Below are 21,375 nucleotides of genomic sequence, written 5' to 3'. Positions count from 1 at the left end.
ATCGGAGGCTCCGGTGCCGTCGCAGCGCATGACCACCCGTCGCCGCTCGCGCGCCCTGCTGGCGGTCAGCGCCGCCCTGGTGGCCGGCGCGACGGCGGTTCTCCCCCCTACAGCGGCGAGCGCCGCCCCCGGCACCGCCGCCGAGGCGGCCACGCTCGTCGCCCAGGCCGCGCAGGAGCTCACCCTCGTCGAGGCGCAGGTCCACGAGGCCGAGGAGATCGTCCGGGCGCAGCAGGAGGCCGCCGCGGCCGCCGCCGCGCAGGCCGAGGCGGCCCGGCAGGCCCTCGCCGTCCACGAGCCGCAGATCCGGGCGATCGTGCAGAGCGGGTTCACCGGTCCGACCCAGTCCCGGGTCGCCGCCTTCCTCACCAGCGAGTCCGCCGAGGACCTGGTGGGGCGGATGACGACGCTGGACATGATCGCCACCCACACCAACACGGTCATCTCCACCGTGGCCGCGGCCCGCTCCGCGGCGGAGGAGGCCCAGCTGGCCGCCGACCAGGCGGCCGCCACCGCCCAAGCCGGGCTCGAGCAGCTGCAGGGCCAGCAGGCGGAGGTCGAACGCAAGGCGGCCGCCTACGAGGCCGACTTCGACCGGCTCTCGGCCGCCGAGCAGGCGCGGGTGGTCACCGCCGTGGCCGGGCCCCGGCTGGCGACGCCGTCGGTCGCCGAGCTGCCCGTCGCACCGGGCAGCGCCGCGGCGACGGCCATCCAGGTGGCCCTGTCGAAGGTCGGCGCCCCCTACCAGCGAGGCGCCAGCGGGCCGGGCAGCTTCGACTGCTCCGGGCTGACGTCCTACGCCTACGCCGCCGCGGGGGTCACCCTCCCGCGCACCAGCCGCTCCCAGGCCGAGATCGGCCGGCAGGTCTCGCGGTCGGAGCTGCAGCCCGGTGACCTGGTCTTCTACTACACGCCGATCAGCCACGTGGCGCTCTACATCGGTGACGGGATGATCGTGCACGCCCGGACCTACGGCACGCCGCTGTCGGTCACCACCGTCGATCAGGGCGGCTTCCGGTTCGGCGTCCGGCTCACCGGCTGACGCCGGGCCGCGGCCCGGGGGGCTCGCTCAGCGACCGCACGCACGTGGCGATCCGCTCGGCACGGGTGGCCGGCGTGGCCGCGGTGTGCACCCGCCACAGCACGGCGTACCGGTCGGCGCCGCTGAGGCCGTCGAACGCCGCGCGGGCGCCGGGTGAGGCGTCCAGGGCCGCGGCGAGGTCGTCGGGCACCGTGATGGTGGCCGAACCAGGGTAGGCACGGTCCCACCGCCCGTCGGCCTTCGCCGCCGCGACCGCGGCCAGTCCGGCCGGCCGCATCCGGCCCTCCTCGGTCAGCCGGGCCACCGTCTGCACGTTCTTCAGCGACCAGACGCTGCGCGGCCGCCGCGGGGTGATGCGCTGGAGGTAGGCGGAGTCGTCGAGCCGGTTGGCCCGGCCGTCGATCCAGCCGAAGCAGAGGAGCACCTCGACCAGCTCCTCCCAGTTCACCGACGGCACGCCGGATCCCTTCTTGGCGATCCGCACGTAGAGCCTGGGGGCCGAGGCGTGGTTGGCCTCGAGCCACGCCTCCAGGGCGGCCTGGTCGGGGAACGCCCGCGCGGGCAGGTCGGTCGGCTCGGGCACGGGGACATGGTGGCGGTGGGGGGGTGACATCCGCCGACCCGATCGAGCCCGACCCGCGGACCGGGCCCCGGCACCGTACGTTGCTGAGGACGGCGACGCACGGGACGAGGGGGTTCGATGAGCGGTGACGTGCCGGCCACGGTGCACGCGATCTACGACGAGGTGCTGCGACGCAACCCCGGCGAGACCGAGTTCCACCAGGCCGTCCGAGAGGTCCTGGAATCGCTGGCCGTCGTCCTGGACCGGCACAGCGAGTACACCGAGATGAAGACCGTCGAGCGGATCTGCGAGCCCGAGCGGCAGGTCATCTTCCGCGTCCCGTGGCAAGACGACCGCGGCGAGGTCTGGATCAACCGCGGGTTCCGCGTCGAGTTCAACTCCGCGCTCGGCCCGTACAAGGGCGGGCTGCGGTTCCACCCCTCGGTGAACCTGGGCATCGTCAAGTTCCTCGGGTTCGAGCAGATCTTCAAGAACGCGCTCACCGGCATGCCCATCGGCGGCGGCAAGGGCGGCTCCGACTTCGATCCCAAGGGCCGGTCGGACGCCGAGGTCATGCGGTTCTGCCAGTCGTTCATGACCGAGCTCTACCGGCACCTGGGGGAGTACACCGACGTGCCCGCCGGCGACATCGGCGTCGGCGCGCGGGAGATCGGCTACCTGTTCGGCCAGTACAAGCGGATCACCAACCGGTACGAGTCCGGCGTCCTCACCGGCAAGGGGCTGGGCTGGGGCGGGGCGCTGGTCCGCACCGAGGCGACCGGCTACGGCGCCGCCTTCTTCGCCGAGGCGATGATGGACGTCCGCGGCGAGTCCTTCGACGGCAAGCGGGTCGTCGTCAGCGGCTCCGGGAACGTCGCCGTCTACGGCATCGAGAAGGTGCACCAGCTCGGCGGGACGGCGGTGGCCTGCTCGGACTCCAGCGGCTACGTCGTCGACGACGCCGGCATCGACCTCGACCTGCTCAAGCAGGTCAAGGAGGTCGAGCGCGGCCGGATCTCCGACTACGCCGAGCGACGTGGCTCCGCGAGCTTCGTCGCCGGCGGCAGCATCTGGGACGTGCCCTGCGACGTCGCGATCCCCAGTGCCACGCAGAACGAGCTGGACGGCGACGCCGCCGCCGTCCTGGCGCGCAACGGGTGCCGCTACGTGGTGGAGGGGGCGAACATGCCCGCCACCCCCACGGCGGTGAAGGCGCTCCGCGAGGCCGGCGTCGCCTTCGCGCCGGGGAAGGCCGCCAACGCCGGCGGGGTGGCCACCTCGGCGCTGGAGATGCAGCAGAACGCCTCCCGCGACCGCTGGACGTTCGAGCACAGCGAGACCCGGCTGGCCGAGATCATGCGCGACATCCACACCCGCTGCCACGAGACCGCCGAGGAGTACGGGTCCCCGGGTGACCTGGTGCTGGGCGCCAACGTGGCAGGGTTCATCCAGGTGGCCGAGGCCGTGCACGCGCACGGCCTGATCTGACGCAGGAGGACGGCGTGGCCGACAACTACATCGCGGAGCTGCCGTTCGGTGCCCCGGAGATCGACGACGAGGCCTTCGTGGCGCCGACGGCGGTGGTGGTGGGCGCGGTGACCATGGGCCCGCGCTCGAGCATCTGGTACGGCGCCGTCGCCCGCGCCGACCACGAGACCATCGAGATCGGCGAGGGCTCCAACGTGCAGGACGGCTGCACCCTCCACTCCGACCCCGGCTTCCCGCTGGTCCTGGGGCGGGACGTCACCGTCGGGCACCGGGTCGTGCTGCACGGGGCGCGGATCGACGACGAGGTGCTGGTGGGCATGGGCAGCGTCGTCATGAACGGGGCGCACATCGGCACGGGCTCGATCATCGCCGCCGGCGCCGTCGTCACCCAGGGCAAGCAGTTCCCACCGCGGTCGGTGATCGCCGGCGTCCCGGCGAAGGTCGTGCGCGAGGCGACCGACGACGACCTGCTGCACATCCGCGGCAACGCGGCCGCCTACTACGAGCGGCTGCCCGAGGCGCGGAAGGTCCGCCCGGTCGTCCGCCGGCCGCTGCCCCCGGCGGGGATGGTGCCGGGGGACGGCTCGTCCTGATCAGGTCGCGAGCCACTCCCGCAGGCCGGTGACGAGCCGGTCGACGTCGTCGGCGTCGCTGTAGGGGGCCAGCCCGGCCCGCAGGCCCCCGGTGTCGCCGAGCCCGAGCCACCGGCTGGCCTCGATCGCGTAGAAGTGCCCGGCCGGTGCGTTGACGCCGCGGTCGGCCAGGAAGCGGTAGGCGTCGGCGGGGTCCCGCCCGTCGACGGTGAGCAGCAGCGTCGGGGTGCGGTGCGCCGCCCGCGACCACAGGCGGACGCCGGGCAGCGCGGCCAGCCGCGTCTCGAGGTCCGCCCGCAGGCCGTCCTCGTACTCCTCCAGCGTGCTCATGGCGGTGAGCAGCCGCTCGCGCCGGCTGCCGCCCTCCCCGAGCGCGGCGAGGAAGTCCACCGCCGCCGTCGTCCCGGCCAGCAGCTCGTAGGGCAGCGTGCCGAGCTCGAAGCGCTCGGGCACCGTGTCCGTCGAGGGCAGCAGCTTGCCCGGCCGGAGCGTCGCCAGGAACCCGGGGTCGGCGGCCAGGACGCCGCAGTGCGGGCCGAGGAACTTGTAGGGGGAGCAGAGGAAGACGTCGGCGCCGAGGGTCCGGACGTCGACCGGCGCATGGGCGGTCAGGTGCACGCCGTCGACGACGAGCAGCGCGCCGGCCGCGTGCACCCGCTCGGCGATCGCGGCGATCGGCGGGCGGGTGCCGATCAGGTTGGACGCCCCGGTCACCGCCACCAGCCGGGTCCGGTCGGTCAGGACCGCGGCGACGTCGTCGGCGGTCAGCTCGCCGGTGGCGGGGTCGAAGGCGGCCCACCGCACGGTCGCGCCGGCGTTCTCCGCGGCCAGCACCCACGGCCGGATGTTCGCGTCGTGGTCGAGCCGGGTGACGACGACCTCGTCACCGGGCCCCCAGCCGGCCGCCAGCGTGCGCGCGAGGTCGAAGGTGAGCTGGGTGGCGCTGCGGCCGAACACGACCCCGGCGGGGTCGGCGCCGAGCAGGTCGGCCACCGCCGCCCGCGCCGCCAGCACCGTCTCGTCGGCGACCCTCTCCGCCGCGGTAACCGAGCCGCGGTTGGCGATCGGCGCGGTCAGGGTCGCGGCCACCGCCCGGCCCACCTGCTCGGGCACCTGGGTGCCGCCGGGGCCGTCGAAGTGTGCCGTCCCGCTCGCGAGGGAGGGGAAGTGCGCCCGCACCGAGGCGACGTCGTAGCTCATGCGCCGGACGCTAACCGCCGGTCGTCAGGTTTCCCCGGCGAGGGTGGCGACCGCCGCGCGGATCTCCTCGACCGGGAGCGCCAGCGTCGCGTCGCCCACGGCCAGCTCCACCCGCACGGCGCCGGGATCGCCGGTGCGCCCGGCACGCGGCCAGGTCCACAGGCCCTCGTCGGTGGCCAGGCGGCGGGCGGCCGCGGTGAACTCCTCCGGGGTGGTGCGCAGCAGCAGGTGCAGCATCGGCGTCTGCGGCGGGTCGGGGACGACGGTGACGCCCGGCAGGTCGCGCACCGCGCCGGCGATCTCGCGGGCGCGCTCCAGGTAGGCGGGCATCAGCGGCAGCCGCCGGCGCAGGCAGCTCAGCGCCGATGCCGCCCCGGGCCACAGGCCGAACAGCGTGCCGCCCAGCCGGCGGCGCCACTCCCGGACCTCGGCGACGACGTCCGCCGGGCCGGCCAGGCAGCAGCCGGCCAGCGCGCCGATGCCCTTGTAGAAGCTGACGTAGACGGTGTCGAACAGCCCGGCGATCTCGGCCGGCGTGCGGTCGTAGCCGGCGGTGGCCTCCCACAGGCGGGCGCCGTCCAGGTGCGCGGCGGCGCCGCGGCCCCGGGCCCAGCCGACCTGCTCCACCAGGTCGTCCCACGCCGGGAGCTGCCCGCCCAGGTCGCGCTGCGGCAGCTCCACCAGCAACGCGGCGGGGCGCTCGGCGACCGCGTCGAGGTCGGCGCGCACGAGCAGCCGGTACCGGTTCCCGGCCGGCCGCAGCACCATGCCGTGCAGCCGCTCGAACGCCTGCTCCTCGTGCCGGATCAGGTGGCTCTCGGGGTGGCAGACCACGGTGCGCCGGGCCCGCCGGTCGGCGTGCACCCGCAGCGCCGCCTGCTGCGCCATGACGCCGCTGGGCAGGTACACCGCCGCGGGCAGGCCGAGCAGCCCGGCGACCTCGGCCTCGAGCTCGGCGACCACGCCGCCGTCGCCGTACCGGTCCGGGGCCGTCCCGGGCGGGACCATGGCGAGCTGGTCCGCCGGACGCCAGTCGCCGTGCCCGGTCAGCGCGCGGTCGCACGCCTCGCGCAGCGGGAGCAGGTCGTCGTCGTTCACGGTTTCCCCAGCAGCTCGGTCAGCAGCGCGCCGACGGCGGCGGTCTCGATCAGGAAGCCGTCGTGCCCGTACGGCGAGGAGATGACGCGCAGCGGGACGCCGAGCGCGTCGGCCACCCGCTGCTGCTGCTCCACCGGGTACAGCCGGTCGCTGTCCACGCCCGCGACGAGCGCGCGGGCGGTCACGCGGGCCAGCGCGGCCTCGACGCCGCCGCGGCCCCGGCCGACGTCCCAGCTGTTCATCGCCTCGGTGAGCAGCACGTAGCTTCCGGCGTCGAAGCGGCGGGCGAGCTTGTCGGCGTGGTGGTCGAGGTAGGAGGCGACGGCGTAGCGGCCGTCGTCCTGCACCTGCACGCCGAAGCGGGCGTCGAGCTCCAGCCCGCTGCGGTAGGTGAGGTGGGCGATCCGGCGGGCGATCCCCAGGCCGTCCACCGGCGGGGCGTCGGGCGCGTAGTCCCCGCCCGCCCAGCGCGCGTCGGCCCGGACGGCGGCCTGCTGGGTGGTCTGCGTGCCGATCTGGTCGGCCGAGGCGACGGCGCCCGACGCGAGGAAGAAGAGCGCCTCGACCCGCGCCGGTTCGGCCACGGCCCACTCCAGCGCCCGCATGCCGCCCATCGACCCGCCGGCCACCGCCGCCCAGCGGGGGATGCCGAGCGCGTCGGCGAGCGCGACCTCGGCGCGCACCTGGTCGCCCACGGTCACCTCGGGGAAGCGTGATCCCCAGCGGCGGCCGTCCGGCGCGGTCGACGACGGCCCGGTCGTGCCCTGGCAGCCGCCGAGCACGTTGGCGCAGACGACGAAGAAGCGGTCGGTGTCCAGGGCCGCGCCCGGCCCGACGATGCCGCTCCACCAGCCGGGCGTCGGATGCCCCTCCGCGGCCGGGCCGACGACGTGGCTGTCGCCGGTGAGCGCGTGCTCCACCAGCACGGCGTTCCCGCCGTCGGGGGCGAGGGTGCCCCAGGTCTCGTAGGCGATCCGCACGGCGGGCAGGGTCCCGCCGCGGTCCAGCGGGAAGGGGGCGGGCAGGTCGAGGAAGCGCCGGTCGCCGACCGGGTCGCCCTCGACCCACCCGCCCACCGCTCAGGCGCCCTTGGCGGCGCGGAACCCGGCCTCGAGGTCGGCCAGGATGTCCTCGACGCCCTCCAGGCCCACGGCCAGCCGCACCAGACCCGGGGTGACGCCGGTGGTGAGCTGCTCCTCCGGCGTGAGCTGCGAGTGCGTGGTCGACGCCGGGTGGATCACCAGGCTGCGGACGTCACCGATGTTGGCGACGTGGCTGTGCAGCTCCAGGGCCTCCACGAACCGCTTCCCCGCCTCGACGCCGCCGTGCAGCTCGAAGGTGAGGACGGCGCCGGCGCCCTTCGGGGCGTACTTCTGCTGCGCGGCGTGCCACGGCGAGGAGGCCAGCCCCGGGTAGTTGACCCGGTCCACCTCGTCGTGCGCCTCGAGGAACTCCGCCACCCGCTGGGCGTTGCTCACGTGCCGCTCCATGCGCAGCGAGAGGGTCTCGATGCCCTGCACCACCAGGAAGGCGTTGAACGGCGAGACCGCCGGGCCCAGGTCGCGCAGCAGCTGCACCCGCGCCTTGAGCGCGAAGGCCGGCGCGCCCAGGTCGGCGTAGACCACGCCGTGGTACGTCGGGTCCGGCGTCGTGAACATGGGGTGGCGGCCCCCGGTCCAGTCGAACGTCCCGCCGTCGACGATCAGGCCGGCGATGACGGTGCCGTGGCCGCCCAGGTACTTGGTGGCCGAGTGGACGACGACGTCGGCGCCGAACTCGAACGGGCGGATCAGGTACGGCGTCGCGATGGTGTTGTCGATGATGAGCGGCACCCCGTTGCGGTGCGCGACCCCGGCGACCGTCTCGATGTCGAGGATGTCGCCCTTCGGGTTGCCGATCGACTCGGCGAAGAACGCCCGGGTGTTGTCCTGGACCAGCGACTGCCAGTTCTCCGGGTCGTCGGGGTCCTCGACGAAGGAGACCGTGATCCCCATCTTCGGCAGCGAGTGGTGCAGCAGGTTGTAGGTGCCGCCGTAGAGGGAGGCCGACGCGACGACGTGGTCGCCGGCCTCGGCGAGGTTGAGGATGGCCAGGGTCTCGGCCGCCTGGCCCGACGCGACGGCCAGGGCCGCGACGCCGCCCTCGAGCGAGGCCACGCGCTGCTCGAGCGCGTCTTGCGTCGGGTTCATGATCCGCGTGTAGATGTTGCCCATCTCGGCCAGCGCGAACAGGTCCGCGGCGTGCTGGGTGTCGCGGAACTGGTAGGCGGTGGTCGCGTAGATCGGCAGCGCGCGGGCGCCGGTCGTGGGGTCGGGGCTCGTGCCGGCGTGGATCTGCCGGGTCTCGAAGCTCCAGCTCTGCGGGTCGCTCATGCGCCGTCTCCTCTCGCTCGCGGAGACCCGCGGCGCACGGGAGCTCCGTCCTTGCCGGGCGGCGGGCGCCGTCCGGCCGGCTCTTCCCCTGGAGCACCTCAGACGGAGTAGAGGTTGCCGGGCAGCCAGCCAGGTGCTTCGCGCTGCCTCTCAGGAGCCAGCGCGATCCTACGGGCCGCGATGTCCCACGTGAAACACCCGCCGCAGGGACCACTCGGAGTCGATCATCGGCTGCGGGTCCGGGACACGGCGGGACACGCCGGCGCGGCGGACCCGGAGGCGATGATCAACTCGACCACCCGGCAGGCTGACGGCGTGCGCGCCCTGGTGTTCGAGCAGTTCGGTGGACCGCTGCGGGTCGACGACGTCCCTGCGCCCGATCCCGCGCCGGGCGGCGTCGTCGTCCGGGTCGGCGCCGGCGGCATCTGCCGCAGCGACTGGCACGCCTGGCAGGGGCACGACCCCGACGTCGTCCTGCCGCACGTGCCCGGGCACGAGCTGGCCGGCACCGTGGCGGCCGTCGGCGCGGGCGTCCGGAACTGGCGGGTGGGCGACCGGGTCACGGTGCCGTTCGTCAACGCCTGCGGCCGGTGCGCGCAGTGCGCCGCCGGTGAGCACCAGGTCTGCGCCCGGCAGACCCAGCCCGGCTTCACCCACTGGGGCTCGCTGGCCGAGTTCGTCGCCCTCGACGCCGCCGACGTCAACCTCGTCGCGGTGCCCGAGGGGCTGGACCTCACCACCGCCGCCGCGCTGGGCTGCCGGTACGCCACCGCCTTCCGCGCCGTCGTCCAGGTGGCGCGCGTGCGGGCCGGGGAGTGGGTGGCGGTGCACGGGTGCGGCGGCGTCGGGCTCTCCGCCGTCCAGATCGCGGGTGGCCGCCGGCGCCCGGGTGGTGGCCGTCGACGTCGCGCCCGGCGCGCTGGAGCTCGCCCGCGAGCTGGGCGCCGAGCACGCGGTCGACGGCGCCGGCGACGTGCCCGCGGCCGTGGCCGAGCTGACCGGCGGCGGCGCGCACGCCTCGCTCGACGCCCTCGGCGCCGCGGTCACCTGCGCGAACTCCGTCCGCAGCCTCCGGCCGCGCGGCCGGCACGTCCAGGTCGGGCTGCTGCCGCCGGCGCAGGGCCGCCCCGAGGTGCCGATGGACCGGGTGGTCGCGCTCGAGCTGGCGGTGCTGGGCAGCCACGGCATGGCCGCGCACGCCTATCCGGAGCTGCTGGGCCTGATCGCGGCCGGCCGGCTCGACCCGGGCCGGCTGGTCACCCGCCGGCTGGCCCTGGACGACGCCGGGGCCGCGCTCGCCACGGTAGGCGCGGCACCCGGGATCGCCGTCGTGACCTCGTTCTGACTCAGCCGGTCGGTGCGGTCGGCTGGCTCGGCGCGCTGGTCTCCGGGGCCGACGTGGTGGGCGCCGTCTCGTCCGCCGTCTCTTCGGGCTCCGGCTCCCCGGTCTGCTGGGTCGGCTCGGCCTGCTCCCCGGTCGGCTGCGCGGGGGTGGTCGCCGGCGCCTCGTCGGTGGGTTCGGCGGGCTCGGTGGTCTCGGTGGTCGGCGGGGTGGTCTCCGTCGTCTGCTCGGCCGTCTCCTCGACCCCCGTGTCCGCCGGCGTGCGCGTCGTCCCCTCCGGGTCCGGGCGCACGTTGAGGTAGAGGGCGCCGATCAGGAGGAACAGCAGGCTGAGCGCGACCGTCGAGGTGCGGGCCCGGCCCAGGTGCCGGGGGATGGCCGACCACCAGCGGGGACGCCGCGGCTCGTCCGGCGGCGCGGACGCGGCGGGCGCGGCGGGGGCCACGGCGGGAGCGGTGCTGACCCTCGGCTCCCCGCCGTCCGGGCTGCGGTCCTCGGGCGCGGTCATCGGACCGCCTCCTGGACGGCGGTCGCGCCGTCAGGCACCGCGACCGAGGTGGGCTGCGGCACCTGCATGCCCTGGCTGCGGAAGGCGTCCACGATGCGGGCCCGCAGGTCGCGGCCGACCTCGAACTGCTTGCCGGGCAGCGTGCGGGCCACCACGCGCACGTTGACCTCGTCGAGCCCGAGCGTCTCGACGCCCATGACGGTGGGCGGGTCGAGCAGCAGCGGGCGCATCGCCGGGTCGCGGAAGGCCGACCGGCCGACCTCGCGGAGGATCTCGTTGGCCCGGTTCACGTCGACGCTGGTGGGCACCGGGACGTCCACGACGGCGCGGGCCCAGTCGCGCGAGAGGTTGACGACCTTCACGATCTGGCCGTTCGGCACGGTGACGACCTCGCCGTTGGGCGAGCGCACCCGGGTCACGCGCAGGGTCACGTCCTCGACGGTGCCCTCGGCCGGCTCGCCGCCGCCGACCACCTGGATGGAGACGACGTCGCCGAACCCGTACTGGCGCTCGGTGATGATGAAGAAGCCCGCGAGGACGTCACCGACGATGCGCTGGGCGCCGAAGCCCAGCCCCACGCCGAGCACCGTGGCCGGCGCGACCAGGCCGGTCACCGGGATGCCGAGGCGGTCGAGGACGAAGAAGACCGAGATCGAGTAGACGAGCACCACCGCCGCCCAGGTGAGCACCTGGGTGAGCGAGTGCCGGTGCTTGGCGGCCTCGGAGCGCACGAGCGCGTCCCCGTCGGTGGAGTTGCGGTCGATCCGGTCGGTGATCCGGGTGCCTGCCCAGCCGATGAACCGGGCCAGCAGCACCGAGCCGAGCACGATGAGCACGACCTCGAGACCGCGTCCGGACAGCCAGCGCAGGACGTCTGTCCACGCATCCACGGTCAGCGCACTCCAATCGTCGGGGGAAGCGACCTCTCCACAGTGCGCACCGGCGCCCGCCGATGCCAACCACATCCTCCGGGTACCCGCGCCGGAGGTCCACGCCACCGCCCTGACCAGGGAGTTCCCGGTACGAGAGATCCCTCACCCCGTCAGCGGGGCTCGACGAACAGCGACTGGCTGGACCGGCCGACGGCCCCGTCGGCGTCGACGAGGACGGCGAAGCACTGCGCCGGGCCCGAGTCGCCCAGCACGGTGGTGGCGTCCATACCGAGCCATTCGCCGCGGGGCGGACGGTGCAGGGCCACGGTGAGGTCGACGTTGGCGAAGGTCGCCTCCGTCCAGTCCAGGGTCGCCGAGATGCCGCTGGCCGCATCGGTCATCACGAGGAGGTGCTGCAGGGGCGTCATCGGCTCGCCGGCCACCAGCGTGCACTCCGGACGCGTCCACGCGGCGGCCGGGCCCGGGCCGTTGAAGGTGCCCGACACGAACCGCCAGTCCAGCGCGCGGTGGTAGGCGAGCTCGGTGGGGAAGAACGCCGGGCGCTTGGGGCGGCCGTCGTCCGGGCCGGCCGGGACCGGGTGCGGGCCGGGGGAGGCCGGTGGGCCGTCGGCGCGGCTGCGCATGCGCCAGGCCGACAGCCGCATGAGCGGGCCATCCCCGGCGTCGAGGACCGCCTCCACCAGCTCGATCCGCCGGCCGGGGCAGATGACGGAGGCGCCCACCCGCACCGGGCCCACCGGCACCGGCCCGAGGATGTCGTAGGCCAGCCGCACGGTCTGGCCGTCGGGGATCCCACCCGCCTACTCGGCCGCGCGCAGCAGCGCCGCGGGTGGCCCGGCGTGCTGCATGCCGACGTCCCAGGCGCCGATGGTCAGCGCCGTGGCGGTGAAGCCGTCGCCATCGGGCAGGTAGAGGGCCTCGGGCAGATCCATGGCCCGCAGTCTGTCGCCGGCGCTCACTCCTCCGAGCGCCGGGTCTGCCAGACGGCGTAGGCGGTCCAGCAGCCGGCGGCCACGGCGGCCAGCGACCACACCCAGCGCAGCTCGGCGGAGGTCGAGAGCAGGAGCAGGACGGCGACGACGAGGGCCGCACCCGCCAGCGGTGGCATGCGGGCCAGCGTGCCGGCCGTCCCCGGCCCCGGGACGACGACGAAGACGATGACGGCCACGGCGAGGAGGAAGGCGCAGAGCGCACCGACGATGCCGGCGGTCACCCCGTACTCCGCCGGGAGCACGAAGGCACCCAGCCCCCCGGCGACGACCCCGGCCGCCAGCACGCCCAGGGTGCGACGCCGGCGCCCCGACCACGGTGGGCGACTCTCCACGCGGACTCCTCTCCTCGGCTCGGCAGAGGCGTGCCCACGGACACCGGCGCGCACCCACCGACGTGCCGAGACGATGCGCTCACCCGCCGTGACAGCACGCGCATCGGGCGTGGCTCGACGGCCGATCCGGTGCCGGAACCCGTTGTACCGGGTGCATGCGTCTGCGTACGGTCCGGCACGACGGCCGATGCCGTCGGCAACAGGGGGATCAGCGCATGGTTCGGCCGCACGAATGGGACGTCACGCGACGGCTGGCGCGGGCGCCGGGCGGCCGGCGCCCGTGGTGGGTCGGGAACCAGGCGCCCGGGCCGCCCGCGCTGCGGCTGCGCTGGGAGGCCGCCGGCGGGCAGGCCGTCGTCGCGGTCGAGGGAGACCTCGACCTGGTGACCGCACCGCAGCTGGAGGCCTTCGTCGCCGAACGACCGCTGGCCGGGTGCGTCGTCCTGGAGCTCGACCTGGGCGGGGTGCCGTCGACCGGATCGGCCGGCCTGTCCGCGCTGCTCGCCGTTCGGCGGTGGTGCCTGCAGCACGGCATCGAGCTGCGGCTGCGCGACGTGCAGCCGTCGGTCTGGCGGGTGTTCGAGGCGACCGGGCTCGACGTCGCCTTCACGGCGTCGGTGCCGGGTCCGCGGGCGCCGGAGCAGGAGCTGGCCCTGTTCTGACGCGGTAGGTGTCTCGGCACCGGTAGCCCGCTACCGTGCGCTGGTGCGCCGCCCCGCCCGCCCGGCCCTCGGGTACGCCTTCACCCTCGCCGCGGCAGGGCTGTTCGCCGTCAACGGCACGGTCTCGACCCTGGCCCTGGAGGCGGGCATCCCGCCCACCCGGCTGACGGCGCTGCGCTGCACCGGGGCGGCCGAGGTCCTGCTCCTCGCGCTGGCCCTCCGCGCGCCCGGCCGGCTGCGGGTGCAGGCGCGGGAGCTGCCGCTGCTCGCCGCCTTCGGGGTCGTCGGCGTGGCGCTGACCCAGTTCCTCTACTACGTCGCCATCGGGCGGCTGCCGGTCGGGATCGCGCTGGTCTTCGAGATGACCGCCCCGGTGTTCATCGCGCTGTACGTCTGGCTGGTCCGCCGCGAGCGGGTGCGCAGCCGGCTGTGGGCGGCGCTGCTGCTGTCGCTGTCCGGGCTGGTGCTCGTGGCGCAGGTCTGGCAGGGCGGCGGCTCGCTCGACGCCGTCGGCGTGGCGGCGGCGCTGGGTGCGGCGCTCTGCCTCGCCACCTACTACCTGCTCGGGGAGCGCGGCACGGTCGGCCGCGACCCGGTCACGCTGACCTGCTGGAGCTTCGTGGCCGCGGCGCTGTTCTGGGCCGCGGCCGCGCCGTGGTGGACCTTCGACGCCGGGGTGCTCGGCGCCACCGTGCCGGTGTCGGTCGGCGAGCTGCGGCTGCCGCTGTGGCTGCTGGTCGGCTGGATCGTCGTCCTCGGTGCGGTGCTGCCCTTCTGGCTCTCCATCGCCGCGCTTCCCCACCTGGCGCCCACCACGGCGGGGCTGGTGGCGACCGTCGAGCCGGTGTTCGCCTCCGTCGTCGCCTGGCTGTGGGTGGAGCAGGTGCTCACCGGCTGGCAAGTGGCCGGCGGGATCGTCGTCCTCACCGGCATCGCCCTGGCGCAGACGGCGCGCACGGCGCGGGCCGTGCCGCCGCTGCCCGAGAGCCCGGCCCCGCTCGGCTCGTGAGCGCGGCCGGGCCCGGTGTCACGGGGTGACGTCGTCGGCCTCGTCGAGCCAGTCGGCCAGCTCCTGCATGTACTCCGCCTGCGCGGCGTAGTCCATGCCGATGTACTTCCAGGGGTAGGCCTGCTCGGCCTGGATCGCGGGCAGCAGCGCCGCGGTCGGCTGCTGGGCCATCTCCTCCGGCGTCATGCCGCCGCGCAGCGAGTACAGGATCACGTCGCTCGGGTACTGCGGGACGTCCTCCCAGCCGGCGGTCTGCCAGAAGTACCCCTCGCCGCCCGGGTCGACGAAGTCGACGCCGAGGTCGGAGTACAGGCGCAGCTGCGGGTCGTCCCCGGCCTTGGCCATCCACCAGCCCTCGGAGGGGGTCGCGTACACGGGCAGCACGGTGATCCCCTGCTCGCCGGCCTCGGTCAGCGCCGCCGCGGCCTCCTCGTAGTCGGCGCGGGCGGCCTCGATGGTCCCGGTGTCCGCGCCCAGGCTCTCGGCGAGGTCGGCCACCTGCTCCATCACGTCGGCCGCCGAGCCGCGGTAGGCGATCGCCACGACGGGGGCGATCTGCTCGAGCTGGTCGAGCTGCTCGGGCGACTCGATGCCGTACGGCGGGGAGGTCGGGTCGAGCGTCCCCTCGGAGTCGACCGGGTAGACCGAGGTGATGATCAGGTCGGGGTCGGCGGCGGCCAGCTGCTCGAGGTCGATCTGGCCGTAGGTCTCGCCGACGATCTCGACCTCGGAGAGGTCCCGGCCCTCGAAGGCGACGTCGTCGGCGGCCGAGGTCTGACCGAACGTGGCGACCGGTTCGACGCCGTAGTTCCACAGCGAGGCCATGACGTCGTTCAGCCCGGCGATCCGGGTGGGGGTCTCGTCGAGCTCCACGGGGGTGCCCAGGTCGTCGGTGTACTCCCAGCCGCCACCCTCCGCGGTCGTGGGCTCGGCGGCGGGCTCGGCGGCGTCGTCGTCGCCACAGGCGCTCGCGGTGGCCACGACGGCCAGCGTCAGCAGGCCGCCGGCCAGGCGACGGGGGATCCGGTGCACGGGATGCTCCTCGGTCATCAGGGGACGGTCGTCCCCGGGTGACGCAAAGGTTAGCCTTACCTAACTCCCCCCGATCGGGGGACCCCGCCGCGGCCCCGGCTCACCGGAGCCGGCGCACCGGGACGACCATCGGCGTCCCCGACACCGGGTCGGGCAGCACGCGGGCCTCCAGGTCGAAGACGTCGGCCAGCAGATCCTCGGTGAGCACCTCGGCCGGCGCCCCGGAGGCCACCAGCGCGCCGTCCTTCATGGCCACCAGGCGCTGCGCGTAGCGCGCCGCGAGGTTGAGGTCGTGCAGGACGAGGACGACGGTGCGCCCGCGCTCGGCGTGCAGCCGCCCCACCAGGTCGAGGACGTCGATCTGGTGCGAGAGGTCGAGGTAGGTCGTCGGCTCGTCGAGCAGCAGCAGGTCGGTGCCCTGCGCCAGGGCCATGGAGATCCAGGCCCGCTGCCGCTGGCCGCCCGAAAGCGTGTCCACCGGGTGGTCGGCGAGCGCGGTCATGTCCGTCCAGGACAGCGCCTCGGCCACGACCGTCTCGTCGTCCCGGGACCACTGGCGCAGCCAGGTCTGGTGCGGGTGCCGCCCGCGGGCCACCAGGTCGCCGACCGTGAGCCCCTCGGGGGCCACCGGTGTCTGCGGCAGCAGGCCGAGCACCTTGGCGACCTCGCGGGTGGGTGTGCGGGCGATCGCCCGACCGTCAAGGAGGACCTGCCCGGACGACGGGCGCAGCAGCCGGCCCAGAGCGCGCAGCAGCGTGGACTTGCCGCAGCCGTTGGGCCCCACGATGGCGGTGAAGGAGCCCTCGGTGAGCTGCAGGTCGAGGTCGTCGACGACGACGTGGTCGTCGTAGGCCAGCCGGACGCGCTCGGCGGCCAGCCGCACGGGGGCGGGGGGCGTGGTGGTCTCGGGACGGTGCAGGAGCCCGGTCCCCGGGTGGATCGTCATGCTGTCGACAGCCGCCTTCCGCGGACGAGGAGCCAGAGCAGGTACGGGGCGCCGATCACGGCGGTCAGGATGCCGACCGGGAGGGCCTCGGGCAGGACGGTCCGGGTGACCAGGTCGGCCGCGACCACGAGCAGCGCGCCGAGCAGGCCCGAGGCCAGCAGGGGCGGCCGCGACCCGCCGGTGAGCCGCACCGCGATCTGGGGCACCACGAGGGCCACGAACGTGATCGGCCCGGCGGCGGACACGGCGAAGGCCACCAGGCCCACGGCCAGGAGGACGACGGCGGCCTGCGCACCGGCCAGCCGGACGCCGAGCCCGCGGGCGGTGTCGTCGCCGAACTGGAGCACCGACAGCACCCGGCCCGCGGCGAGGGCGAGCGGGACCAGCACGGCGACGGCGACGGCCAGGGGGACGGCGTCGCCCCACGTGCGGGCGTTGAGCGAGCCGGTGATCCACACGTAGGCCGACGCGGCGTCGTGGATCTCGGCGTTGGTGAGCAGCCAGTCGACGAGCGCGGCCGCCACCGACCACAGGGCGATCCCGACCAGCACCAGCCGGTACCCGTCGACCCCGGCGCGCCAGGCCAGCGCGAACAGCAGGAACCCGGTGAGCAGCGCTCCCAGCAGGGCCGCGAGCGGGAGGCCGAGCCCGCCCAGGAGCGCTCCGGCGGAGGTCCCGCTGGTCAGCACGATCGCGGCCACCGCGCCCACGGAGGCGCCGCTGGTGATGCCGAGGGTGTCCGGCGAGGCCAGCGGGTTGCGGGCGAAGGTCTGGAACAGCGCGCCGGAGACGCCCAGGGCCAGCCCGACCAGCGCGCCGACGACGACGCGGGGCGCCCGCAGCTCCAGCACGATGAACTCCTGGGGCCCCTCGCCGAGGCCCACGAGCGTGCGCAGCACCTCCCCGACGCCGATCGGGAAGTCGCCGCGTCCCATGCTGAGCGCGGCGGTGAGCACCAGGACGACGAATCCGGCCGCCGGGACGGCGAGCTGGCGCCAGCGCAGCACACCCGACACCGGGCCGACGCGGACCGCCGTCCCGGAGCGCGGACGCGTCCCCGGGTCGCGGGCCGGGGCGGCGACGCTCACAGCGCCATCGTCCGGCGCCGGCGCACCAGCGCGATGAAGAACGGGGCGCCGATGAGCGCCAGCACGATGCCGACCTGCAGCTCGGCCGGGCGGGCGACGATCCGGCCCACCACGTCGGCGGCCAGCAGCAGGGCCGCGCCCAGGAGGCCGGAGCAGGGCAGCAGCCAGCGGTGGTCGGGGCCGGTGAGGGCGCGGACCACGTGCGGCACCACCAGCCCGACGAAGGCGATCGGCCCGGCCGTGGCGGTCGCGGCGCCGCAGAGCAGCGTGATCGCGGCCAGCCCGGTCGCGCGCGCCAGCCAGATCCGCTGGCCGAGCCCGCGGGCGACGTCCTCGCCCAGCCCCAGCAGGTTGACGGCGGGGGCGTTGGCCAGCGCGAGGACCAGGCCCGCGACGAAGAAGGGGGCCAGCTGCCAGCCGATGCCGGCGTCCCGGCCGGCCAGCGAGCCGACCACCCAGAACCGGAAGCTGTCCAGCGTCTGCTGGTCGATGACGACGGCGGTGCGGACGAGGGCGAAGAACAGCGCCGACAGCGCCGCCCCCGCCAGCGCCAGGGTGACCGGCGTGGCCCCGCCCCGGCCGGCGGAGCCGATCGCGTAGACGAGCACGGTGCCCATCAGCGCACCGCCGAAGGCGAACCACACGTAGCCGGCGGGCGTGGTGACGCCGAGGATCGAGATGGCCAGGACGACCGCGAGGCTCGCGCCGGCGGTGACGCCGAGCAGGCCGGGATCGCCCAGCGGGTTGCGGGTGTGCCCCTGCATCAGGCCGCCGGCGATGCCGAGGGCGGCGCCCACCATGAGCCCCAGCACGGTGCGCGGCACCCGCAGCTCGCGGACGATCACCGACTCCTCGGTGGCCGGCGACGGGTCGATCAGGGCCTGCCAGACCGTGCCCAGCCCGATGGAGCGGGTGCCGACGGCGATGCTGGCCAGCGCGGCGGCCACGACGAGCGCGAGGAACAGCAGCACCACGGCCACCCGCCGCCCGCGCGGCGACCGCGACGACGGCGGCGCCGGGCCCCGTACCGGGACCTCGACCGTGGTGGTCACGGGCAGCTCCCAGGGACGGACGGCGAGAATCAGATAAGGCTAACCTTAGCTAGCCCGTCCGCTCCCCGGCATCCCCGGTGCCGGTCAGCGCTTCTGCCGCCTGCTCCCGCCGTGCCAGTCCTCCTGCGTCCCGGCCTCACCGGGCTGCACGCCGAAGGCCGGCAGCTGCGGCCGTTCGCGGAGGCTGCGCTTGAGCTCGGCGAACCCCGGGAACGAGGCCAGTCCGACGACGTGGTCCCACAGCGGGACCGCCTCCTCCGCGCTGGGCAGCCGGCTGATCACCGGGCCGAAGAAGGCCACGCCCTCCGGCGGGCGGAAGTGCAGGATCGGCGTGCCGACGTCCTTGCCGGTCAGCGCGAGCGCCTCGTCGGTCTCGGCCTGGATCTGCGCGTCCCAGGCGTCGTCGTCCAGGGTGGCGGCGAGGTCGGCGGGAAGGCCCACCTCGGCGAGGACCGGCTCGACGAACTCGCGGGTGCCGCGGCGGACCTCGTCGCCCCGCTCGTTCGGCGTCTCGAAGATCTGCCCGCCCAGCGCCGCGTACAGCGGGCCGACGGCGTCCGGCCCGTGCTCGGCGCGGGTCCGGGCGGCCACCCGCAGCAGCCGCAGCCCCGCGGTGTGCCCGGCCTCGTACTCCGGCGGGAAGTGGGTGTCGTAGTCGACGTGGGCGTTGAGCAGCCGCAGCGAGATGAACCGCCACTCGACCGCGTACTCCCGCTGCGCGCTCACCTCGCGGACCCACTTGCTGGTCATCCAGGCGAACGGGCAGACCGGGTCGAACCAGAACCGGAGGTCGGGGGCGGCCATGCCCGACGGTAACCCGGTCAGCGGGGGAGCACCGACTCGATCGCGGCGCGCACCTCGGGGGCGTCGGGCTCCGTGCGGGGGCGGAAGCGGGCCACCACCTGGCCGTGCCCGCCGATCACCCACTTCTCGAAGTTCCAGGCGACGTCGCCGGCCTGCCCGTCGACGTCCGGGACGGCGGTGAGCTCCTGGAACAGCGGATGCGCGCCCGCCCCGTTGACCTCGACCTTCTCGGTCATCGGGAAGGTGACGCCGTAGGTGGCCGAGCAGAACCCGGCGATCTCCTCGGCGGTGCCGGGCTCCTGCCCCATGAACTGGTTGCAGGGCACGCCCACCACGGTGAACCCGCGGTCGCGGTACTCCTCGTGCAGGGCCTCCAACGCGGCGTACTGCGGCGTGAGGCCGCACCGGCTGGCCACGTTGACGACGAGGGCCGCCCCGCCGCCGGTCAGCTCGCGCAGCGTCGTCGCCGTGCCCTGCAGCGTGGTCACGGGCCGGTCGAGGAGGTCGTCCATGCCCGGCCCAGCGCCGTCCGCCGGGCCTTCATTCCGGCCCATCGCGCACGGCAGGTCCGTCGGCGTCGACCCGCCGGCGAGCGGATGCCCGTCTAGCGTGAGGTGCAGTCGTCCCGGGAGGTCGTATGGAGTGGGTGCTCGTCGTGCTCGCCGTCGCGGTGGTCGTCGCGGCCACCTGGTACGTCGGTCGCCGGCGGGGGGCGCCCGACGAGTGGACCGACGAGCTGCCCGATGGCCGCCTCGACCGGGACCGCCTGGACGGCCCCGACGCCCGCGGCGCCGTCAACAAGAACAGCTGGATGCTGGGCGGCGGGAGCGGCGGCGGGTGACGGCGGGCCCGGTCAGCCGAGGCCGCTGAGGTCGTCCGGGACGTCGACGGCGTGCTGGCGCAGGGCCTCCATCGGCACGATCTCGAGCGCCCGGGCGTTGGTGGCTGCCAGCACCACCCCCGACGCGGCCCCGGCCTGGTACGCCTGAAGCCAGCGGGTGGCGACGACGCACCAGCGGTCGCCCGGCCGCAACCCGGGGAAGCCGTACTCCGGCCGCGGCGTCGCCAGGTCGTTGCCCAGTTCCCGCTGCATCGCCAGGAACTCGGCCGAGACGACGGCGCAGACGGTGTGCGAGCCGAGGTCGTCCGGGCCGCTGGTGCAGGAGCCGTCCCGGTAGAAGCCGGTCACCGGGTCGGTGCCGCAGGGTTCCAGGGGGCCGCCGAGGACGTTGCGCTCGTCGGTGGGGTCGGGCAGCACCGGGTCAGGATGGCACCGACGGCGCGCTCCCGCCGGGCGTCGGCTCAGCGGGGGGCGATCGGCGGGGGGACGTCAGCCAGCGCCTCGGTGGGCAGGACGAAGGAGCTCGCGGTCAACGGCGAGTCCGGCTCGAGGATCTCGGGGTAGCGGGCCGGCACGAGCTGCACGTCCTCGACCTCCTCCACCGGGCCCTCGAGGCGCAGCCGGGTCACCGTCTCGCCCGAGCGGGTGTCCACGACCGCCACGCCGCACGCCCGGTCGGCGGTCCACGCGACGGGCAGGCCGTCGGGGGCGCCGTCGCGCACCGGCGACAGGCCGATGAAGGCGTACCGGCCGGCGAAGGCCAGGCCGCGGGCGAAGCCCGGCACGGTCGCCACGACGGTCGGCCACCCGCTGTCCGGGTCGACGAGGGTCAGCGACCCCCGGCCGGCCTCCAGCACCCACAGCTGCCCGTCGTGCCAGCGCGGCGAGTGCGGCAGGCACAGGCCGCCGGCGAGCACCTCTCCGCCGGGGACGTCCAGCAGGGTGCCGCCGCGGAGCGCCCGCTGCCGCCACCCCTCCGCGGTATCCGTGCGGCCCAGTGCGGTCGCGTACCGGACCCGTCCGCCACGCACGGCGATCCCGTTCAGGTGGCAGCGGTCCTCCGGCGCCAGCGCGGACACGAACGGCGGGCGCCAGCGCGGCCGGAAGCTGTGGTCGGCGTCCAGCGTGGCCAGGCAGGAGAAGGACGTCGCCACCAGCCACAGCTCGTCGCCGGCCCAGGCCAGGTCGCGCGCGCCGATGTCCCCGGTCCAGTGCGCGCCGCGTGGGACGTAGCAGGCGTCGACGCCGCGCGGCCGGTCCAGCCGCGCGGCGACGGCCGGCTGGTTGCGGTAGTCGAAGACCTGGCGCCGCGTGCCGAGGCAGAGCCGGTCCGGGCGGACGGCCACACCCATCGGGGACTCGAAGGCGAGCAGCCGCGTCTCGAGCCCGCGGTCGTCGGCCCGGACCAGCACCAGCCGGCCGCTCCGGCCGGTGGTGACCACCATCGAGACGCCGAAGCCGGTGAGCAGCTCGGCGAACACGGGCGCCGGCCCGTCGGCGGACTCCATGGTCGTGCAGC

25 protein-coding genes, 1 pseudogene and 1 riboswitch are annotated in these 21,375 nt (G+C 75.3%); of the genes and pseudogenes, 8 read left to right on the top strand and 18 right to left on the bottom strand.

Translation table 11 applies throughout. The annotated features are described in order from the left end of the window. Positions 1 to 28: 28 nt before the first annotated feature. Complete coding sequence (locus ABDB74_RS19705; RefSeq protein WP_346620551.1) at positions 29 to 1,042, top strand: C40 family peptidase; 1,014 nt, start codon at positions 29 to 31, stop codon at positions 1,040 to 1,042. Here the strand turns inward: ABDB74_RS19705 and ABDB74_RS19700 are convergent. Beyond that, positions 1,032 to 1,625: a YdeI/OmpD-associated family protein gene (locus ABDB74_RS19700; protein WP_346620550.1), complete on the bottom strand. Its 594-nt coding sequence runs from the start codon at positions 1,623 to 1,625 to the stop codon at positions 1,032 to 1,034. The two genes, ABDB74_RS19705 and ABDB74_RS19700, sit on opposite strands and share 11 nt — an antisense overlap. A 117-nt stretch (positions 1,626 to 1,742) precedes the next feature. On the opposite strand from ABDB74_RS19700, the gene gdhA reads away from it, so the two are divergent. Together gdhA and ABDB74_RS19690 are read left to right on the top strand one after the other, a co-directional pair. Next, positions 1,743 to 3,092, top strand: coding sequence for an NADP-specific glutamate dehydrogenase (gene gdhA, locus ABDB74_RS19695; protein ID WP_346620548.1), 1,350 nt, complete (start codon positions 1,743 to 1,745; stop codon positions 3,090 to 3,092). Positions 3,093 to 3,106: 14 nt separating this feature from the next. Continuing rightward, positions 3,107 to 3,685: a gamma carbonic anhydrase family protein gene (locus ABDB74_RS19690; RefSeq protein ID WP_346620546.1), complete on the top strand. Its 579-nt coding sequence runs from the start codon at positions 3,107 to 3,109 to the stop codon at positions 3,683 to 3,685. On the opposite strand, the gene ABDB74_RS19685 is transcribed toward ABDB74_RS19690, so the two are convergent. The 4 genes from ABDB74_RS19685 to ABDB74_RS19670 are packed head-to-tail and all read right to left on the bottom strand — an operon-like array spanning position 3,686 to position 8,355. Next, on the bottom strand, positions 3,686 to 4,885 hold the full coding sequence (locus tag ABDB74_RS19685) for a cysteine desulfurase-like protein (protein ID WP_346620545.1): 1,200 nt from the start codon (positions 4,883 to 4,885) through the stop codon (positions 3,686 to 3,688). It abuts the gene before it with no gap. A gap of 24 nt (positions 4,886 to 4,909) precedes the next feature. Further along, positions 4,910 to 5,983 (bottom strand): beta-eliminating lyase-related protein, encoded by a 1,074-nt coding sequence (locus tag ABDB74_RS19680; RefSeq protein WP_346620544.1) that lies wholly within the window; start codon positions 5,981 to 5,983, stop codon positions 4,910 to 4,912. Next, positions 5,980 to 7,059 carry a homoserine O-acetyltransferase gene (locus tag ABDB74_RS19675; RefSeq protein WP_346620543.1) on the bottom strand — a complete coding sequence of 360 codons (1,080 nt, stop codon included), beginning with the start codon at positions 7,057 to 7,059 and terminating at the stop codon, positions 5,980 to 5,982. The genes ABDB74_RS19680 and ABDB74_RS19675 overlap by 4 nt, the downstream gene beginning before the upstream one ends. A 3-nt stretch (positions 7,060 to 7,062) precedes the next feature. Next, entirely contained in the window at positions 7,063 to 8,355 is a 1,293-nt protein-coding gene (locus tag ABDB74_RS19670; RefSeq protein ID WP_346620541.1) for a bifunctional o-acetylhomoserine/o-acetylserine sulfhydrylase, read from the bottom strand. A gap of 42 nt (positions 8,356 to 8,397) precedes the next feature. Further along, a riboswitch (SAM riboswitch) is annotated at positions 8,398 to 8,513 on the bottom strand. A 22-nt stretch (positions 8,514 to 8,535) separates the two neighbouring features. On the opposite strand from ABDB74_RS19670, the pseudogene ABDB74_RS19665 reads away from it, so the two are divergent. Together ABDB74_RS19665 and ABDB74_RS19660 are read left to right on the top strand one after the other, a co-directional pair. Then, positions 8,536 to 9,006, top strand: a pseudogene (locus ABDB74_RS19665) (alcohol dehydrogenase catalytic domain-containing protein); the annotation flags it as partial. Positions 9,007 to 9,226: 220 nt separating this feature from the next. Beyond that, positions 9,227 to 9,700: a zinc-binding dehydrogenase gene (locus ABDB74_RS19660; protein ID WP_346620539.1), complete on the top strand. Its 474-nt coding sequence runs from the start codon at positions 9,227 to 9,229 to the stop codon at positions 9,698 to 9,700. 1 nt (position 9,701) lies between these two features. On the opposite strand, the gene ABDB74_RS19655 is transcribed toward ABDB74_RS19660, so the two are convergent. From ABDB74_RS19655 to ABDB74_RS19635, 5 genes are all read right to left on the bottom strand, one after another. Next, a complete protein-coding gene (locus tag ABDB74_RS19655) occupies positions 9,702 to 10,205 on the bottom strand; it encodes a hypothetical protein (RefSeq protein WP_346620537.1) in 504 nt (167 codons plus the stop codon). Then, complete coding sequence (locus ABDB74_RS19650; RefSeq protein ID WP_346620535.1) at positions 10,202 to 11,095, bottom strand: mechanosensitive ion channel family protein; 894 nt, start codon at positions 11,093 to 11,095, stop codon at positions 10,202 to 10,204. Before ABDB74_RS19650 ends, ABDB74_RS19655 begins: the two co-directional genes overlap by 4 nt. A 152-nt stretch (positions 11,096 to 11,247) precedes the next feature. Beyond that, positions 11,248 to 11,871 carry a thioesterase family protein gene (locus tag ABDB74_RS19645; protein WP_346620533.1) on the bottom strand — a complete coding sequence of 208 codons (624 nt, stop codon included), beginning with the start codon at positions 11,869 to 11,871 and terminating at the stop codon, positions 11,248 to 11,250. 27 nt (positions 11,872 to 11,898) lie between these two features. Continuing rightward, a complete protein-coding gene (locus ABDB74_RS19640) occupies positions 11,899 to 12,030 on the bottom strand; it encodes a hypothetical protein (protein WP_346620532.1) in 132 nt (43 codons plus the stop codon). A 23-nt stretch (positions 12,031 to 12,053) separates the two neighbouring features. Next, complete coding sequence (locus ABDB74_RS19635; protein WP_346620531.1) at positions 12,054 to 12,422, bottom strand: hypothetical protein; 369 nt, start codon at positions 12,420 to 12,422, stop codon at positions 12,054 to 12,056. A 215-nt stretch (positions 12,423 to 12,637) separates the two neighbouring features. Here ABDB74_RS19635 and ABDB74_RS19630 point away from each other — a divergent pair, with 215 nt between their 5' ends. Continuing rightward, a complete protein-coding gene (locus tag ABDB74_RS19630; protein ID WP_346620529.1) occupies positions 12,638 to 13,084 on the top strand; it encodes an STAS domain-containing protein in 447 nt (148 codons plus the stop codon). A gap of 43 nt (positions 13,085 to 13,127) precedes the next feature. After that, complete coding sequence (locus ABDB74_RS19625) at positions 13,128 to 14,093, top strand: EamA family transporter (protein WP_346620528.1); 966 nt, start codon at positions 13,128 to 13,130, stop codon at positions 14,091 to 14,093. 18 nt (positions 14,094 to 14,111) lie between these two features. Here ABDB74_RS19625 and ABDB74_RS19620 read toward each other — a convergent pair whose 3' ends face one another. The 6 genes from ABDB74_RS19620 to ABDB74_RS19595 all read right to left on the bottom strand — a co-directional run bounded on the left by ABDB74_RS19620 (position 14,112) and on the right by ABDB74_RS19595 (position 19,527). Further along, on the bottom strand, positions 14,112 to 15,143 hold the full coding sequence (locus tag ABDB74_RS19620) for an ABC transporter substrate-binding protein (protein ID WP_346620526.1): 1,032 nt from the start codon (positions 15,141 to 15,143) through the stop codon (positions 14,112 to 14,114). Positions 15,144 to 15,225: 82 nt separating this feature from the next. After that, positions 15,226 to 16,071 (bottom strand): ABC transporter ATP-binding protein, encoded by an 846-nt coding sequence (locus tag ABDB74_RS19615; RefSeq protein WP_346620525.1) that lies wholly within the window; start codon positions 16,069 to 16,071, stop codon positions 15,226 to 15,228. After that, positions 16,068 to 17,159 carry an iron ABC transporter permease gene (locus ABDB74_RS19610; protein WP_346620524.1) on the bottom strand — a complete coding sequence of 364 codons (1,092 nt, stop codon included), beginning with the start codon at positions 17,157 to 17,159 and terminating at the stop codon, positions 16,068 to 16,070. Before ABDB74_RS19610 ends, ABDB74_RS19615 begins: the two co-directional genes overlap by 4 nt. Next, a complete protein-coding gene (locus ABDB74_RS19605) occupies positions 17,156 to 18,211 on the bottom strand; it encodes an iron chelate uptake ABC transporter family permease subunit (RefSeq protein WP_346620523.1) in 1,056 nt (351 codons plus the stop codon). Before ABDB74_RS19605 ends, ABDB74_RS19610 begins: the two co-directional genes overlap by 4 nt. Before the next feature lie 84 nt (positions 18,212 to 18,295). Continuing rightward, positions 18,296 to 19,015, bottom strand: coding sequence for a hypothetical protein (locus ABDB74_RS19600; RefSeq protein ID WP_346620522.1), 720 nt, complete (start codon positions 19,013 to 19,015; stop codon positions 18,296 to 18,298). Positions 19,016 to 19,032: 17 nt separating this feature from the next. Next, the gene (locus tag ABDB74_RS19595; protein ID WP_346620521.1) at positions 19,033 to 19,527 is read right to left on the bottom strand and encodes a glutathione peroxidase; all 495 of its coding nucleotides are present in this window, start codon (positions 19,525 to 19,527) and stop codon (positions 19,033 to 19,035) included. A 125-nt stretch (positions 19,528 to 19,652) separates the two neighbouring features. Between ABDB74_RS19595 and ABDB74_RS19590 the strand changes: the two genes are divergently transcribed. Further along, the gene (locus tag ABDB74_RS19590; protein ID WP_346620519.1) at positions 19,653 to 19,856 is read left to right on the top strand and encodes a hypothetical protein; all 204 of its coding nucleotides are present in this window, start codon (positions 19,653 to 19,655) and stop codon (positions 19,854 to 19,856) included. Between the two features lie 12 nt (positions 19,857 to 19,868). Here ABDB74_RS19590 and ABDB74_RS19585 read toward each other — a convergent pair whose 3' ends face one another. Together ABDB74_RS19585 and ABDB74_RS19580 are read right to left on the bottom strand one after the other, a co-directional pair. Beyond that, positions 19,869 to 20,273: a DUF2237 family protein gene (locus tag ABDB74_RS19585; RefSeq protein WP_407062142.1), complete on the bottom strand. Its 405-nt coding sequence runs from the start codon at positions 20,271 to 20,273 to the stop codon at positions 19,869 to 19,871. 44 nt (positions 20,274 to 20,317) lie between these two features. Further along, positions 20,318 to 21,364: a TIGR03032 family protein gene (locus tag ABDB74_RS19580; RefSeq protein ID WP_346620517.1), complete on the bottom strand. Its 1,047-nt coding sequence runs from the start codon at positions 21,362 to 21,364 to the stop codon at positions 20,318 to 20,320. Between the last annotated feature and the right edge of the window lie 11 nt (positions 21,365 to 21,375).

It is taken from the genome of Blastococcus sp. HT6-4 (genome assembly GCF_039679125.1).
Classification (GTDB): Bacteria; Actinomycetota; Actinomycetes; order Mycobacteriales; family Geodermatophilaceae; genus Blastococcus; species Blastococcus montanus.
The sequence above is the reverse complement of the archived record's forward strand: the minus strand, read 5'-3'. Positions and strand labels throughout refer to the sequence as shown.

Coding starts and splice junctions, on each gene's coding strand:
- ABDB74_RS19705 (WP_346620551.1), top strand. CDS start 29: ATGACCACCCGTCGCCGCTCGCGCGCCCTGCTGGCGGTCAGCGCCGCC.
- gdhA (WP_346620548.1), top strand. CDS start 1,743: ATGAGCGGTGACGTGCCGGCCACGGTGCACGCGATCTACGACGAGGTG.
- ABDB74_RS19685 (WP_346620545.1), bottom strand. CDS start 4,885: ATGAGCTACGACGTCGCCTCGGTGCGGGCGCACTTCCCCTCCCTCGCG.
- ABDB74_RS19670 (WP_346620541.1), bottom strand. CDS start 8,355: ATGAGCGACCCGCAGAGCTGGAGCTTCGAGACCCGGCAGATCCACGCC.
- ABDB74_RS19655 (WP_346620537.1), bottom strand. CDS start 10,205: ATGACCGCGCCCGAGGACCGCAGCCCGGACGGCGGGGAGCCGAGGGTC.
- ABDB74_RS19640 (WP_346620532.1), bottom strand. CDS start 12,030: ATGGATCTGCCCGAGGCCCTCTACCTGCCCGATGGCGACGGCTTCACC.
- ABDB74_RS19630 (WP_346620529.1), top strand. CDS start 12,638: ATGGTTCGGCCGCACGAATGGGACGTCACGCGACGGCTGGCGCGGGCG.
- ABDB74_RS19620 (WP_346620526.1), bottom strand. CDS start 15,143: ATGACCGAGGAGCATCCCGTGCACCGGATCCCCCGTCGCCTGGCCGGC.
- ABDB74_RS19615 (WP_346620525.1), bottom strand. CDS start 16,071: ATGACGATCCACCCGGGGACCGGGCTCCTGCACCGTCCCGAGACCACC.
- ABDB74_RS19600 (WP_346620522.1), bottom strand. CDS start 19,015: ATGGCCGCCCCCGACCTCCGGTTCTGGTTCGACCCGGTCTGCCCGTTC.
- ABDB74_RS19595 (WP_346620521.1), bottom strand. CDS start 19,527: ATGGACGACCTCCTCGACCGGCCCGTGACCACGCTGCAGGGCACGGCG.
- ABDB74_RS19590 (WP_346620519.1), top strand. CDS start 19,653: ATGGAGTGGGTGCTCGTCGTGCTCGCCGTCGCGGTGGTCGTCGCGGCC.
- ABDB74_RS19580 (WP_346620517.1), bottom strand. CDS start 21,364: ATGGAGTCCGCCGACGGGCCGGCGCCCGTGTTCGCCGAGCTGCTCACC.